Origin of the sequence: Myroides albus (assembly GCF_024722315.1) — a bacterium.
In the GTDB taxonomy this organism is placed as follows: Bacteria; Bacteroidota; Bacteroidia; order Flavobacteriales; family Flavobacteriaceae; genus Flavobacterium; species Flavobacterium album_A.
The window spans coordinates 3,449,711-3,466,702 of the sequence record NZ_CP102754.1; the positions used below are offsets into that span (position 1 = coordinate 3,449,711).

Genomic DNA, 16,992 nt, shown 5'->3' on the forward strand with positions numbered 1-16,992 from the left:
ATCTCTTTTAAGAATTAGAATAACAGTGTTCCTTGACCATCCTCATCTACGATAGTATCAGGTAGATCCTCATCAAATGAATAATCTACTACTTCCTCTTCCTCCTCCTCTTCCTCTTCATAAGGTAGAGATTCGAGAAGATTGATAAGTTTAATCTTGTCTGCAGTCAGCTGATTACCAAGTGCTTTAATACCCTTTACAGCAATAAAATCTTCTATATTTACTTCCAGATTGTCCTTTTGAACTCCCTTCACCTTGCTAAAGACAACCTCTACCACAGGTCTAAAGTCCGTAGATACCAATTCCAATCTTGAATTAGCGTGATCTGAAATAAATGTTTCTTCTTTGTTCTCATTCTCAATTAAAAAGCGCTTAATATAGTAACGCTCTTTTTCTCCTTCAAAATAAATAGCAGAGATAGGCTTGGTCGGTTTCCATTTTTCTAAGACAATCATATCTTCTTCGAAGTGCTTACTTAGATCAGGAACGATAGTTTTTACTTTACCACTTTGTGTTATTACTAACAACCTATCTTCAGCTTTAAACTCACCTAAAAGCTCTCCTCTACCATCGACATTTAAACGGTGAACAGTTTCATCAAACCATATTTTGCGCGGGCGAAGTGTTGAAATTCCTTTTTCTTTGAGTTCAATTTTTTTAATGGCGTATTTAGTTACCACGTTTCCTTTGGCAGCTCGGCCTTTAATTAACATCTCTGCAAAATCTAAATCAAACTTGAGTTTCTTAACATTACTCAATTGTCTTAATAAGATTGTGACTACTTCTGCCTCTCCATTTGGATTTGCAGAAAAATATAATATTTGAGAGCCTGGCTTGTCTTGTGTCAACGGATATACCTTATCTCGAGTAATACCCGTCACGTTAAATCTCTTTACAAAAGAAGAACCTGACTTACCATCTCTGTAAATTAAATTATAGATTGTGCGTTTGTCATTCTTATCCCATACTGCAATATGAATAATATCTTTACCCACAAACTTCTTCTCATCTACTTTAGAGACTACCATTGAGCCATCTCTTAAAAAGACGATAATATCATCAATATCTGAACAGTCACATACATATTCATCTTTGCGCAAACTCGTACCAAAGAATCCTTCTTCTCTATTTACATAAAGCTTCGTATTGCGCAGCACAACTTTTGTCGCTTCAATTGTATCAAAGCTTTTTAGCTCCGTTAAGCGCTCTTTGCCTTTTCCGTACTTTTCTTTTAATCGCGTAAAATAGTCAATAGCAAACTCAATTAAATGCGCTAAGTGGTATTTTACTTGTTCGATATCATCTTCCAAAGACTCGATGATCTGATTAGCTTTATCAATATCAAATCTCGAAATTCGCTTAATCTTTATCTCAGTCAGTCGAACAATATCATCAGTAGTCACATCGCGTTTTAGATTAGTAACAAACGGTTTTAAACCTAAGTCGATTGCGCTAATCACTCCCTCCCATGTTTCTTCTTCCTCTATTGCACGGTAAATTCTATTTTCAATAAATATGCGTTCTAAGGATAAGAAATGCCATTTTTCTTCTAATTCACTTAATTCAATCTCTAATTCGCGTTTAAGCAAATCAACGGTTTGATGTGTTGACATGACAAGCATATCACTCACACCTGTAAACAAAGGCTTATTATCTTGAATAATACACCCCAAAGGAGCAATCGATGTCTCACAAGCCGTAAAAGCATAAAGTGCATCAATCGTCTTATCTGGAGAAGTACCTGCTGGTAAATGAATAAGTATCTCTACTTCCGCAGCTGTATTATCTTCAATTTTCTTAATTTTTATTTTCCCTTTTTCATTTGCCTTTAAGACACTATCAATCAAAGAAGTTGTTGTAGTTGAAAAGGGAATTTGAGTTACGACAAGCGTATTCTTATCTAACTGTGATATTTTGGCGCGTACGCGAACTCTCCCTCCTCTTTGTCCATCGTTGTAGTTGGATACATCTGCAATACCAGCAGTAGGAAAGTCTGGATATATAGTAAAAGGTTTACCCTTTAAAATATTAATCGAAGCTGTGATTAACTCGATAAAGTTGTGAGGTAAAATCTTAGTTGATAATCCAACTGCAATTCCCTCTCCTCCTTGAGCCAACAACAATGGAAACTTCACTGGTAAATTAACTGGTTCATTGCGACGACCGTCATACGAAGCCTGCCAAGTTGTAATCTTTGGCGAATAAAGAACATCTAAGGCAAATTTACTCAGACGAGCTTCAATATACCTCGAAGCAGCTGCTCCATCTCCAGTTAAGATATTCCCCCAGTTTCCCTGCATATCGATCAGCAGTTCTTTCTGACCTAACTGTACGATAGCATCTCCAATACTGGCATCCCCATGAGGGTGATACTGCATCGTATGACCTACAATATTGGCAACCTTGTTATAGCGCCCGTCATCCAATTCTTTCATTGAATGCATAATACGGCGTTGAACTGGCTTAAAACCATCTTCAATTGCAGGTACAGCACGTTCTAAAATTACATAAGAAGCATAATCTAAAAACCACTCTTTATACAATCCTGTTACCTTGGTAATAGTCTCAGATTGTACTTCCTCTTGTGAAGACGTAGCATCTTCACTCGATTGGCTTTCTATATTATGATTTAATTCAGGATCAAAGTTTTCTTCGTGGCTCATTTTATTTTTCTTCTACAACGTCAAGTTCTACTTTAAGATTATCGATAATAAATTCTTGTCTATCTGGCGTATTCTTACCCATATAAAACTCTAACATTTTCTCAATAGACATTGCTTTATCAAGCATTACAGGGTCTAATCTAATATCATCTCCGATAAAGTATTTAAACTCATCTGGTGATATCTCCCCTAACCCTTTAAATCGCGTAATCTCTGGCTTTGGTTTTAACTTCTCAATAGCGTTAATGCGTTCCTCCTCACTGTAACAATAGATTGTTTCTTTCTTATTTCTAACTCTAAAAAGAGGTGTTTGTAAGATGTATAAATGTCCATCTTTAATCAACTCTGGAAAAAACTGTAAAAAGAAAGTAATTAACAACAATCTAATGTGCATACCATCCACATCGGCATCGGTAGCAATTACGATATTATTATATCTCAAGTTCTCAAAATCGTCTTCTATATCTAAAGCAGCTTGTAGTAAATTAAACTCTTCATTCTCGTATACGATTTTCTTTGTCATTCCGTATGAGTTCAAAGGTTTACCTCTCAAACTAAACACTGCTTGCGTATTTACATCACGTGATTTGGTAATTGACCCTGATGCAGAATCTCCCTCTGTAATAAAGAGTGTACTATCTAAGTAACGCGGGTTCTTTATATCCGTCAAATGTACTCTACAGTCCCTGAGTTTTCTATTGTGAAGACTGGCTTTTTTAGCTCGTTCTTTAGCAATCTTTCTAATGCCTGAGAGTTCTTTTCTCTCTTTCTCTGCTTGGAGAATCTTTTTCAAAAGAGCCTCAGCTACATTGGGATTCTTATGTAAAAAGTTATCTAATTGCGTCTTGACAAAGTCATTGATAAACGTTCTCACTGTTGGCAAATTCGGCCCCATATCGGTTGAACCCAACTTTGTCTTAGTTTGAGATTCAAAAACAGGTTCTTCTACCTTCACGGAAATTGCACCAACAATAGACTTTCTTACATCAGAAGCTTCAAAATTCTTGTTGAAAAACTCTTTTATCGTACGAACCAAAGCTTCTCTAAAAGCAGCTAAATGCGTTCCTCCTTGTGTAGTGTTCTGACCATTGACAAACGAATAGTACTCTTCTGAATATTGCGTTCTACTATGTGTAATAGCAACTTCTATATCTTCCCCCGTCAAATGGATAATTGGATAGATTTGATCTTCTTCATCTATGTTTTCTCCCAACAAATCCTTTAATCCATTTTCAGAGTAAAATTTTTCACCGTTAAAAATAATTGTCAAACCTTTATTCAGGTAACAATAGTTTTTAAGCATTTTCTCGATGTACTCTGTACGGTACTTGTAATTTTTGAAAATAGTCTCGTCTGCAATAAAAGTAACTCGGGTTCCCTTGCGTTTAGTTGTTTCTTGAATATCGTCTTCCACAACTAAATTTCCACCCGAAAACTCAGCTCCTTTTTGTTGGCCATCGCGAATAGATTCAACTCTAAAGTAGTTAGACAAGGCATTCACTGCCTTAGTACCTACCCCGTTTAATCCTACTGATTTCTTAAATGCACGAGAGTCATATTTCCCCCCTGTATTCATCTTAGATACTACTTCTACGACTTTTCCCAAGGGAATACCACGTCCGTAATCGCGAACAGTAACTGTTTTGTCTTTTAAGGTAACTTCGATAGTCTTACCAGTACCCATAACAAACTCATCAATACTGTTATCAATCACTTCTTTGATAAGGATATATATACCATCATCAGGAGAAGATCCATCTCCTAATTTTCCAATATACATACCCGGACGCATACGGATATGTTCTCTCCAATCTAATGAACGAATATTATCTTCTGTATACTGACTTTGATCTTGCATAAAAACGTAAGGAATTTGCGCTAAATTACTATTATTTAGCTTAAAATAAAAATTTATAAAAGCTTGTAATTACTGTATTTTCTGTACTATTGAGTTTTATTTTCTCTTTTCATTACATTCTTATCTATTTCAATAGAATATTCTCCTGGGACTATTTTATTCCCAAAAATTAAAGCATAATTCTTTGTAAATTCTGCTCCAAAATATAAAATCATTGCAGAGTAATATACCCAAATTAACATCACTATGATAGAGCCTGCTGCGCCATAAAGTGAAGAAGTTGCGGTGGTACTTAGATAGAAACCTATCCCAAATTTCCCAATCATAAATAATACTGCAGTGAAAGCTGAACCGACAAAAGTCTCTTTCCAACCAATCTTACCATTAGGCAAAGTCTTAAATATTAAAGCAAATAAAAATGTAATAACGATAAAGATAACGATATTATTAATAAAGTAAACAATATCCACTAATCCTTCATCAAACCACGAAGCTATGTAATCGTATAAAATCCCGACAAAAGAATTGACCATCAAGCTGACCAACAGTAAAAAACCTACTGAAGCAATCATTGCAAAGGACAGCAATCTATTCTTGACAAAGCGAACAATACTCTTATTGGGCTTTGCTGCCAATCCCCATATATAATTAATTGAACTCTGAATCTCCGCAAAAACTCCTGATGCACTAAACAAGAGCATTCCCACGCCAATAATAGTAGGTAATGTACCAGATCGACTCACTGTCACCTTCTCCATCGCCTTACGCACTTCAATGGAAGTATTCTCGCCAACCAAATCGTTTAGTTGACTATAGAAAAAATCCGCCACCTCCTTTTGCTCAAAAACAAGCCCACTGGCTGTAATGATAAGAATAATTAGTGGTGGTAAAGCAAAAATAGTATAATACGACAAAGCCGCACTGAACTTCATTGCATTATCATCTAAAAAATCAAATACTGAGATCTTTAGCAGCTCAATCACTCGTTTAAATAGTCCTTCTTTTTTCATTATTTTTTCTCAACAAAATCACTCAAGAGCAATAAACAATACTTTGTTTTTTTAACCTTTTATGATGTAAAAATAGTTTAATTTAAATTTAAGCAACACTTTTTATTGCTAAAAATACTAACAACTATTTAATAAAAACAAAAAGCCCTCAATTAAACAATTGAGGGCTAATCAAATATTATCAGTATAGAATTATACGTTAAAGCGGAAGTGCATTACATCTCCGTCTTTTACGATATACTCTTTTCCTTCTACTCTTAACTTACCTGCTTCTTTTACTTTAGCCTCAGAACCAAAAGCGACATAATCATCATAACCAATTACTTCCGCACGGATGAATCCTTTCTCAAAATCACTGTGGATTACTCCAGCTGCTTTAGGTGCAGTATCTCCGACTTTAATAGTCCAAGCTCTAACCTCTTTTACACCAGCTGTAAAGTAAGTTTGAAGATTTAATAACTTATAAGCCGAACGGATCAATTTAGATACTCCTGGCTCATCTAATCCTAAATCCTCTAAGAACATTTGTCTTTCTTCGAAAGTCTCCAATTCCATGATATCAGCCTCCGTACCTACTGCTAATACGATTACTTCAGCATTCTCATCTTTTACAAGCTCTTTTACTTTAGCCACGTAATCATTTCCATTCACAGCCGCTCCCTCATCTACGTTACATACGTACAACACAGGTTTAGTCGTAATTAATTGAAAATCTTCTAATAATTCTTCCTCATCTTGATTCTTAGCCTCCACTACACGTGCAGATTTACCTTCTAATAAAGTCACTCTGATACGTTCTAATAAATCAGCCTCTACTTGCGCTTCTTTATTTCCTGTCTTAGCTGCTTTCTTTACTTTCTCTAATCTCTTTTCTACAGTTTCAAGGTCTTTTAACTGTAATTCGATATCGATAGTCTCTTTATCTCTGATAGGGTTAACATTTCCATCTACGTGAATAATATTATCATTGTCAAAACAACGCAATACGTGGATAATAGCATTACACTCTCTAATATTTCCTAAGAATTGGTTTCCTAAACCTTCTCCTTTACTTGCTCCTTTTACTAATCCAGCAATATCTACGATTTCAACAGTAGCAGGTAATACACGCTCTGGTACTACTAACTCTTCTAATTTAGACAATCTTGGATCTGGTACATTCACAACCCCAATATTTGGTTCTATTGTACAAAATGGGAAGTTAGCACTCTGTGCCTTAGCATTAGATAAACAATTAAATAATGTTGATTTACCTACATTTGGCAATCCTACTATACCTGCTTTCATATTTTAAAATATATTGTGAATTTTTAATCGTTTGCAAATATATTGAAAATTATAGAAGTTCATAGTCTTAATATAAGAATAGAATAAATAAAAAAGCCACTCAATTGAGTGGCTCTTTTATATAGATTATTTGTTAATCTTCGTCGTCGGCAATTTCCAAGTCTTTCAATGCATCTAATGAGTCTTCTGAAGGATCTACATAATCTTCTTCTTCATCGTCAAAATTCTCAATTCTATCTGCTAACTTAGTACTTACTTTTACCAGGTAAATAGTATCCTCAGTTCTTACTTCAACTGCTTCTACAGTTTCGTTTTTAACGTTTTTAAAACGAATAATATCTGAATCGTCATACCCGTCAGGAAACTTTTCCACTAATAGTGTCAAGATTTCGTTCGTTAACTTTGCGTAATCAACAATTACTCTTTTCATTCTTTGTTCTTGCTTTATTTCAGTTTCAAATGTAATAGGTATATTGTAAAATACAAATAAAAAATCACATTATTTAGCTGCTAAAAATTAAAAAATTAATTACCAAGAATATAAGCGAAAATTAATGGCGCAACGATTGTAGCATCTGACTCCACAATGAATTTTGGCGTGTCGATATCCAATTTACCCCAAGTAATTTTCTCATTAGGAACTGCTCCTGAATACGATCCGTAAGATGTAGTAGAATCTGAGATTTGGCAGAAGTATGACCAGAAAGGTACATCTTCCCACTCTAAATCTTGATACATCATCGGAACCACACAGATAGGGAAATCTCCAGAGATACCTCCTCCAATTTGGAAGAATCCTACTCCGTGTCCTCCTGAGTTAGCTCTATACCACTCTGTTAAATAAATCATGTACTCAATACCTGTTTTTACAGTGTGTACATTTAGTTTTCCTTTGATTACATTAGATGTAAAGATGTTACCACAAGTTGAATCTTCCCATCCTGGACATACGATTGGAATATTTTTCTCAGCCGCAGCGATAATCCAAGAGTGTTTAGGATCGATCTCATAGTATTGCTCTAATACACCAGAGTTTACTAATTGGTATAAATATTCGTGTGGGAAATAGCGTTTTCCTTCAGCTTCAGCTGCATGCCATACGTCTTCCAAGTGTTTTTGTAAACGACGGAATGCCTCTTCTTCAGGAATACATGTGTCTGTCACACGGTTATAGTGGTTATCTAATAACTCTCTCTCTTGCTCTGGAGTCAAATCTCTATAGTTTGGAACTCTTTTGTAGTGAGAGTGAGCAACCAAGTTCATCACGTCCTCTTCTAAGTTAGCTCCTGTACAAGAAATGATATGTACTTTATCTTGACGAATCATTTCTGCTAAAGAAATCCCTAACTCTGCAGTACTCATAGCACCTCCCATAGAGATTAACATTTTACCTCCTGCGTTTAAGTGTGCTTCATACCCTTTTGCTGCATCTACTAAAGCTGCTGCATTAAAGTGTCTGTAGTTATGCTCAATAAACTGACTAATTGGTCCTTTACTCATTTTATTATTACTTTTATATATTAATATTTATTTTAATTCTTATTTGTTATACCCCAAGATATTCAACACTTGCTCTGCTGTCTGTTGTTCTGAGAACAATTCTGTTGCGATAATTCCATTCTCATCTTTGTCAATTAAGATGTGTTTTGGTTGTGGAATCAAACAGTGGTGAATACCACCAAATCCTCCAATTTGATCTTGATAAGCTCCTGTATTAAAGAAACCAATATACAATGGTTTTTCTTTATTGTACTTAGGCAAGTAAATAGCGTTCAAGTTTTGCTCAGAATTGTAGTAATCATCGCTATCACAAGTCAATCCACCCAACAAAATACGCTCATAAGTATCATTCCATCTGTTGATTGGCAACATGATAAAACGCTTGTTAATCGCCCATGAATCAGGTAAAGTAGTAATGAATGAAGAATCAATCATATTCCACTTCTCTCTGTCATTTTGCTGTTTTTGATATAAGATCTCATAGATTGCTCCTCCACTTTCTCCTACTGTGTATGAACCAAACTCTGTAAAGATGTTCGGTACAGGCACTTCAGCTTCATCACACACAATCTTAATTTGATTGATAATCTCATCTACCATATATTGGTAATCAAACTCAAATGCCAAAGAATCTTTAATCGGAAAACCTCCACCGATATTCAAACTATCTAATGTAGGACATTCTTTCTTTAAAGTAATGTAAACTTTTAGACATTTCACTAATTCGTTCCAATAGTACGCCGTATCTCTAATACCCGTATTGATAAAGAAGTGAAGCATTTTAAGCTCTACATTTGGATTCTCAGCTATTTGCTTTCTGTAAAAAGGTAAGATACTCTTATATCCAATCCCTAAACGCGATGTATAGAACTCAAACTTAGGTGACTCCTCAGACGCGATACGGATACCAATCTTAAACTTCTTATTGATTTGCTCTTGTAATAGATCTAATTCTTCGTAGTTATCAATAATAGGAATAGTATTCTCGTGTTTATTATTGATTAAATTGGCAATATTATCAATATACTGCGCGCGTTTAAACCCATTACACAACACATAAGTATCTTTGTTAATCTTACCTGTTTCCAATAAGTTTTCAACAATATTAACGTCAAAAGCAGAAGAAGTCTCTACATGAATATCATTCTTAAACGCTTCGTTTAATACATAAGAGAAGTGAGAACTCTTTGTACAATAACAGTAATAGTAATTTGCTTTATACTTATTCTTCTCCATTGCTTTTCTAAAGATCGTCTTTACATTGCTAATGTTTTCAGAGATTTTAGGTAAATAAGTAAATTTCAATGGAGTACCGTATTTTTCAACGAGTCCTAATAAATCAATATTGTGAAACTGAAGGTTATCTTTGTTTAATTTGAATTCTTCTTGTGGAAAGTAAAAAGTTTGGTTGATTAAGTCAACATATTTTGTGTTCATGTCTTTTCTTTTAATAAAGGTTAAAAAAATTCTTTCTCAATTAACTCCGATCACGCAGCAATTATAATCATTAAAATATAAAGATAATAATTACTAATTACTTTGAGCGAAATCTGGCTTCTAACTTAATCGATTTTCAAACTCTAATATTAGCAAATACTATCGGCAACTTATCTCTAAATCTAAACGAATTAAGTGCCTGCTTAGAATACTTGATAATGCCAAATACATAATTGGCCTTTTGCCTTTTGACAAAACGCCTTACTTTGTGCCTTGCAGACACACAGAATCTAATATATAAAACATCTATTTTCACGAGCGCAAATGTAACAAAATATTGCAATGAAAAAGCAAAAAGTGATTGTTTTTGAATCTTAATTCAAATATGAATTTAACCCACTAATTATCAACTCCTTACTTACCTCAATATCATAGACAGACTCCCCTATTTTATTTAATAAGACACAGCGTATATTTCCACTGTAGTTCTTTTTATCAAACTTCAACCATTCCAGCGAATTTAGGATGTCGTCTTCTGACAAATCAACCACCCCATAGATGCTTTGAATCGCGTGTTTAATATTCAAGTAGTCTTGTTCATATAATTGGGCTAACTCTTTTGAAATAAAAGCCTCTACAACCATTCCCAAAGCTACAGCTTCGCCGTGTAGTAGTGTCTGTTTACTTTCATTAGTCAAAAAATAACTCTCCACTGCATGACCTACCGTATGTCCAAAATTCAATATCTTTCTCAACCCTTGTTCTTTAGGATCTTGTGTCACAACCGTATTTTTGATTACAACTGAATGATGAATAAGTGCCTGTAAATCACCAAAATCAACATTTGCTATATCCTTCAAATAATTGTAATAATTAGCATCAAATATCAAGCCGTGTTTTAGCATTTCAGCATATCCTGCTTTAATTTGCCTCGCCTCTAAAGTCTCTAAGTAATTTACATCGATAATTAGCATTTTAGGCATAGCAAAAACACCTATACAGTTTTTAATACCATTTAGATCTACTCCTGTTTTTCCTCCTACAGAAGCATCAACCATAGCAAGCAACGATGTTGGTATATTGATAAAATCAATCCCCCTCATAAAAACAGATGCAATGAATCCGCCCATATCCGTGATTACACCTCCTCCTACAGTAATTAAAATACTCTTGCGATCTCCTGCTAACTCTAACATAGTCTGTATCACACCTGCACAAGTATCCAATACCTTGTTTTCTTCTCCTGGCTCAACTTCGATGATTTCAAATGGCACTTCGGTTGGCAAATTACTTAAGAAATAAGGCAAACAATGTTCGTAACAATTTGAATCTGTCAAGATAAAAAGCTTGCTATAACCATTGTTATTTAGATATGTCCCCAATTGTCCATATGCTTCTTGTCCAAATAAGATGTCGTAATGTTCTGTTTTTATGTTTTCCATGCTACTGTTTTTATTCAACACAAAATAAAGTATAAATATTTGAAATATGCCCGCTTAAAATCTTTTTTAACGATTTACCACAAATCAAATTTCAAAACATCTTTTATTGTTAAAAAAAGTTGGCTTTTAAAGATATTCGACCAAATATATCTTTAGATAAATTAGAAAAGAATTCCCTTTCGTAAATCTAATGCAATCAGAGATCCCTAAACATTAATTCATCTAACGTCTCGATTTTTACACTTTCTCTTTTCAAACAAAACAAAGCTTAAACCAACTTTGAGAAATACGCCTTTTCCAAAGTAGTTTGTAAATAAGTCAAGCTCCTCGATATAAACAACTATTAAACCTGTTTACTTGACGATAACCAATCGCTATTTACAGATACTTAAAAAGCTATTCTTCCAAGTTTGTTCGGGCTTTAGTCGGGGTTAGTTGCGATAATTGGCGCTAAACCCAGTAAAAACCGTACTTGATCCGAGCAATATCCGAACAAATGACATTGATTATATGCAGCAAAAAATAGCCACCCCTTTATTTATAAGGCTTTAAAGGGAAGCTCGCTCAATAAACAACCTATCTAATTGTGCTATTTTGTGTTTATTTATTCCTTTTTTGTAATCATTGCGGATTTGGTAAATATAGATTAGAAACACCTGTTCAAAAAGGACTTTATAAGAGGAAATTTCTATTCTAACTAATAATAGTAAACAACTAAGTACTCTCAACGACAACTGCTCTTATCTCGATCAAGAATGTCAAAGTCATCCCTAACCAAAACACGATAGAAAAAACTAAAGTATTTAAACTCAAATAGTTTAAACAATCAGTGAGTAGCACATAAATGACAAGACTAAAATTAGCCTGAAGTAAATACATGATTAGTAATATAAATACTGAAAACTATTAAAATATTACTAAAAGAGTATTTATATTTGCCTAACGAATTTACTTTTTATAATGGAAAATTTATTTAACAATACAGAAGTTGCTTTTGCACTTAAAAATAATAAAGAATTAAAAAGAGCGCACTTTCTTTTTAATATGATCAGCAAACCCACTTTAGTAAAAATGGGATCTGCTCTGGCAAATTTTGCTATTAAAACACACCTACCAGTAACAGGATTAATTCGTTCAACTGTTTTCGACCACTTCTGTGGAGGAATCAGTGAAGATGATTGTTTATCAGTAGTTGACAGAATGTATTCTCAAGGAAAAGTGGCTTCCGTTTTAGATTACTCTGTGGAAGGAAAAGAAACAGAAGAACAATTTGACGTGGCTTTAAACATGACTTTAAAGACAATTCAATTTGCACAAGAAAGGCCAGATTCTATTCCATTTGCCGTATTCAAACCAACTGGTTTTGGTCGTTTTGATATGTTTGTAAAAAAAGGTGAAAAGAAAGAGTTTACAGCAGAAGAAGCAAAAGAATGGGAACGCATTGTTTACCGTTTTAACGTGGCATGTCAATATGCAGCTGAGAGAAAAGTTTTACTTTTAATCGATGCAGAACACAGCTGGATGCAGGATGCTGCGGATGAGATTGTTTTAGACATGATGCGCAAGTACAATACTGAAAAAGCATATATATATAATACAGCACAGTTATACCGTTGGGATCGTTTGCAATACCTTAAAGACTTGCACCAAATCGCAAAAGCAGAAGGCTTCCACATTGGGATGAAAGTTGTAAGAGGGGCTTATATGGAGATTGAAAGAGAGCGTGCTGCACAAAAAGGATACAAATCACCTATTTGCGTTGACAAAGCTGCTACAGACATCAACTATGATGCTGCTGTGACTTTTATGCTTGAAAATATGGATTGCATGGCTTTATTCGCTGGAACACACAACGAGAAAAGCTCTTACTTAATGATGCAATTAATGGAGCAACATAATATAGCACACAGTGATAAGAGAATGTATTTTGGACAATTATACGGAATGAGCGACAATATTAGCTTCAACTTAGCAAAAGCTAATTACAATGTTGCTAAATATTTGCCATTTGGACCTGTTCGAGATGTAATACCTTACTTAATCAGAAGAGCTGAAGAAAATACTTCTGTTGCTGGTCAAACTAACAGAGAGTTAGACCTTATTAAAACTGAAATGAAGAGAAGAAACCTGTAAGCAAACAAAACAGGTCTATAATATAAAACGGGGAACTTTAAAAAGTTCCCCGTTTTTATTTTTTATCCTATGCTCTTTTAGTTCATTGGAATTAACCCTAAGTTCTCTAAGCAATACAGTATAGTATTCCCTATTTCATCTTATCGACATTGTGAGAATAACTTACACTTGCCAATCAATCTCTTTTAAACCTTTCGCACTCAAGTAAGCGTTGGTTTTAGAAAATGGCTTACTTCCATAAAATCCTCGGTAAACTGATAATGGTGAAGGGTGAGCAGTCTCGATCACTAAATGTTTATTTCGATCAATTGCCTTCCCCTTTTTCTGAGCATAACTCCCCCATAAAATAAAAACAACGTGTTCGCGCTGCTCAGCAATAAGCTTTATGATCGCATCTGTAAAGATCTCCCAGCCTTTCTTTTGATGAGAACCTGCTTTTTTTTGCTCCACGGTCAAAGTAGCATTAAGCAACAAGACTCCTTGTTTTGCCCAAGGGGTTAAATCTCCATTTTGTTTGTTATTAATACCTAAATCATCTTGTAACTCTTTGTAAATATTCACCAGACTTGGAGGAATTTTTACCCCTTTATTCACAGCAAAAGACAACCCATTGGCTTGAAACAGCCCATGATAAGGATCTTGCCCCAAGATAACAACCTTTACGTCTTCAAAGCTCGTCAAGTTCAAAGCATTATAGATCAAGTCTTGTGGTGGAAAGATAGTTTTTTCTTTATACTCATGTTCTACAAATTTTGTCAAAACTGAAAAATAGGGTTGATTAAACTCGCTCTGTAGTTTATCTTGCCAATCACTACTCAAATTACTAATCATGATTCAAAATATTAGGTGGACAAAAATAAAAAGATTAGTACACACTGTACTAATCTTTCTAAATAATAAACGTTTTTTAATAAAGTTAATCCCCAATATTTTTAAAGTTAGGTAAAAACGAACCTCTGACGCAGAATATCTCTCTGATATCTTCAGGACTTACTTCTAAGTTTTCGAAGTTTGTATTATCACTAATGAAAAGCAATTTGTTATCCTCAATCTGACGTTTAAAACGATAGATCATTATTCCCCTTCCCTCCAGTGTAAATAAATACAAATGCCAAGGGTGGATATCTCTAAGCTCAATTCGCTTAGTGATTACGTATGAACTTACTTTTATCGTAGGATACATATTCTCTGTAGCTACTTGAAAAGCGGTATCTACTTCTTCCGTTGTTGGAAAAATAAAACTTGGAGCAGAAGCCAACGTTTTTTCAGGATCTAAGAAATACTCAAAATGATGATCTGCTGAAATCATCTTGACTTTTCTCTTTTGGTAATTGCTGTTGTAAATAGTCGATGAATCTGTAAAGAATAATTCATTCAAATCTATCTTGTGCTCTTTACACAAAGCGATAATACTATCGTATTGTAAACTATCTCTCTTTTTCCAAGAAGATATAGTATTGGGTTTAACATTTAAAATGTTCGATAATTCTAGATCTGTCTTGATGCCTAGCATCTTTTTCAATCTCTTAATTACTGCAGTAGCATTTTGCATTTCTAACAATTTTTAATTTTTCTTTCTTTTTCTATTTCAATTTTTTATAAGACATAATGACTTTTTTAGTCACTATTTTGCCTTATCACATTACAAAGATAGTTCGCATTTATTCAATTGCAATTACAACAATCAAAGCCTTTTATGTTAATTAATACTATTACAACATAAAAAACCACCAAAATACAGTTAATTACAAAATAAATAACCTTTTTTATTCTTATATATACATATTATGATCTATAAAACAGACAATATGTGAAATTTATATTTTGCATCAAAATAACCTAATTTAACATTTAATTAATAAAGATTAACCAATAAGGATAAACTCTTAATATCAATATTGGGCTTAAAATCATTTTACTTGATTCATTTTATGCGCACTTCTATACAATTATTTTGCCAAAACACTTTCCACATGATTTGTTTGTACCTTTTTTTTAAATCATGACACTATATGTGAATAACAAAAACAATCTATTTTTTTGTTATTCAACAAGTTACAAAAAAGAATATTTTTTTTCAATTTCTCATACTATGTATTTATGCAGTTTAATCAATAATTGTGTGAAGTTATACTCAACTCTTGAAGTTGCAAATGAGTATGTAATTGTTAAAATATAAGCTATACATTCTGTGCAGACTACACAGTAAATAGTACTAATTCACACTTTCCAAACTTTGGAATAAAAGTTGTAAGACTATAATAGAGAAATGAGAAGAAAAAACTCTAATCAAATTCTAATGTAACATTAATAGAGCTTTAATCTGAATCAAATCTGCTTATAATCAGAATAACATACTTTTGAAATTGTTAAAATCACAGAAAATGCTTAAAAAGTATCTTTACATCGTGGCTTGCATAGCACCTATTGTTATAGGTTATAGCCAAGAGCAAGTAATTAGCTTGACAAGAGAAGAATTAGAAGCTAAGTTTTTAGAACAGAATTTAGATTTATTGGCACAGCGACTTGAAATTTCACAAGCAGAAGCCCAATTAATACAAGCCAGATTATGGCCTAACCCTACTTTTGAAATTTCGGAAGTCAACCTCTGGAAGACAACAGATATAGAAGAACAACCTATCATATTTAAAAACTGGGGGGAAGCGCAACAAATCTCACTTCACTTAGAGCAAGAAATTCAAACAGCTGGAAAAAGACGCAAGAACATCGCCTTGCAAAAACTAACCATTGAAGAAAAGGAAAAAGAGTTTGAAAGTATCCTACGTGAAGCTAAGCTGGAGTTGAGAAAAAACATCAGTCAATTGCAATTGCTACAAAAACAATTAAATATATACAATCAGCAAATTGACAAAACTAAAAGCCTTAATAAAGCTTATGCTACTCAGTTAAATCACGGCAATATCAGTCAAGCTGAGTATATGCGACTAAAAGCTGCTGAACTTCAATTAAAAAAGGAATACTTCGAATTGAAGAAAGACTATGAAGAAACACTCAAAGAACTAAAAAACTTCATTAGCATAAGTGAAAACTTGACCATTCAGATCAGTGAAGAACTTAGTTTACCTGTCAAAGAAGTCTCTGAAATGCAATTACAAGATTGGGTAATTGACGCTATGGAACTTAGACCAGATGTGTTGTTAAGTAGAAATTTAGAAAAGCAATCTATCAAGCGATTAGAGATTGAAAAAGCAGAAAGAGTACCTGATTTCACAGTGGCAATTGACTATGATCGAGGAGGTAATATCATGAGAGATTTTGTGGGATTAGGCCTTTCTTTTGACTTGCCAATATTCAATAGAAATAAAGGAGGAATTAAAGAAGCTAAACTCGAAATAGAAAAGACAAAATTAGAAACGCAATCCAAGGTAAACGAGATAACCAATGAGATTATTGAGGCTTTTAGAAATTATAACAACGCTTTGAGTCTGTACCAGGAAATTGACAAAGATTACGAAGTCCAATTAGATAAGATTATCGAGGCTTATTTTAGAAATTTTGAAAAGAGAAATGTAAGCCTAATAGAATACTTAGATTTTGTAGAAGCTTATTTAGATAACAAAAACCTTATTTTAGAAACGAAGAAAGATGTTATTGATTACTTCGAAGTTCTTCAATACACTATAGGAAAAGAATTATAATAA

At 33.7% G+C, this 16,992-nt stretch carries 11 protein-coding genes and 1 pseudogene; 2 read left to right on the forward strand and 10 right to left on the reverse strand.

The features are described 5' to 3' along the window. Positions 1-14: 14 nt before the first annotated feature. The 8 genes and pseudogenes from NWE55_RS15380 to aroB form a co-directional block, all read right to left on the reverse strand. Positions 15-2,663 (reverse strand): DNA gyrase/topoisomerase IV subunit A, encoded by a 2,649-nt coding sequence (locus tag NWE55_RS15380; protein WP_155091500.1) that lies wholly within the window; start codon positions 2,661-2,663, stop codon positions 15-17. Position 2,664: 1 nt separating this feature from the next. Then, the gene (locus tag NWE55_RS15385; protein ID WP_155091501.1) at positions 2,665-4,521 is read right to left on the reverse strand and encodes a DNA topoisomerase IV subunit B; all 1,857 of its coding nucleotides are present in this window, start codon (positions 4,519-4,521) and stop codon (positions 2,665-2,667) included. A gap of 86 nt (positions 4,522-4,607) precedes the next feature. Then, positions 4,608-5,531: a YihY/virulence factor BrkB family protein gene (locus NWE55_RS15390; protein WP_155091502.1), complete on the reverse strand. Its 924-nt coding sequence runs from the start codon at positions 5,529-5,531 to the stop codon at positions 4,608-4,610. A gap of 192 nt (positions 5,532-5,723) precedes the next feature. Beyond that, positions 5,724-6,818, reverse strand: a complete 1,095-nt coding sequence (gene ychF, locus NWE55_RS15395; RefSeq protein ID WP_155091503.1) for a redox-regulated ATPase YchF — start codon at positions 6,816-6,818, stop codon at positions 5,724-5,726. 136 nt (positions 6,819-6,954) lie between these two features. Continuing rightward, a pseudogene (locus NWE55_RS15400) lies at positions 6,955-7,248 on the reverse strand (hypothetical protein); the annotation flags it as partial. 95 nt (positions 7,249-7,343) lie between these two features. Then, the gene (locus NWE55_RS15405; RefSeq protein WP_155091505.1) at positions 7,344-8,318 is read right to left on the reverse strand and encodes a deoxyhypusine synthase family protein; all 975 of its coding nucleotides are present in this window, start codon (positions 8,316-8,318) and stop codon (positions 7,344-7,346) included. 39 nt (positions 8,319-8,357) lie between these two features. Continuing rightward, on the reverse strand, positions 8,358-9,755 hold the full coding sequence (locus NWE55_RS15410; RefSeq protein WP_155091506.1) for a type III PLP-dependent enzyme domain-containing protein: 1,398 nt from the start codon (positions 9,753-9,755) through the stop codon (positions 8,358-8,360). 374 nt (positions 9,756-10,129) lie between these two features. Continuing rightward, positions 10,130-11,197: a 3-dehydroquinate synthase gene (gene aroB, locus NWE55_RS15415; RefSeq protein ID WP_155091507.1), complete on the reverse strand. Its 1,068-nt coding sequence runs from the start codon at positions 11,195-11,197 to the stop codon at positions 10,130-10,132. A 960-nt stretch (positions 11,198-12,157) separates the two neighbouring features. Here aroB and NWE55_RS15420 point away from each other — a divergent pair. Further along, a complete protein-coding gene (locus NWE55_RS15420) occupies positions 12,158-13,330 on the forward strand; it encodes a proline dehydrogenase family protein (RefSeq protein WP_155091508.1) in 1,173 nt (390 codons plus the stop codon). Positions 13,331-13,492: 162 nt separating this feature from the next. Here the strand turns inward: NWE55_RS15420 and ung are convergent, their stop codons facing one another. Together ung and NWE55_RS15430 are read right to left on the reverse strand one after the other, a co-directional pair. After that, positions 13,493-14,161 carry a uracil-DNA glycosylase gene (ung, locus tag NWE55_RS15425; protein ID WP_155091509.1) on the reverse strand — a complete coding sequence of 223 codons (669 nt, stop codon included), beginning with the start codon at positions 14,159-14,161 and terminating at the stop codon, positions 13,493-13,495. Between the two features lie 85 nt (positions 14,162-14,246). After that, positions 14,247-14,882, reverse strand: coding sequence for a LexA family transcriptional regulator (locus NWE55_RS15430; RefSeq protein ID WP_155091510.1), 636 nt, complete (start codon positions 14,880-14,882; stop codon positions 14,247-14,249). A gap of 832 nt (positions 14,883-15,714) precedes the next feature. Here NWE55_RS15430 and NWE55_RS15435 point away from each other — a divergent pair. After that, the gene (locus NWE55_RS15435) at positions 15,715-16,989 is read left to right on the forward strand and encodes a TolC family protein (RefSeq protein WP_258204383.1); all 1,275 of its coding nucleotides are present in this window, start codon (positions 15,715-15,717) and stop codon (positions 16,987-16,989) included. The last annotated feature ends 3 nt before the right edge of the window (positions 16,990-16,992 follow it).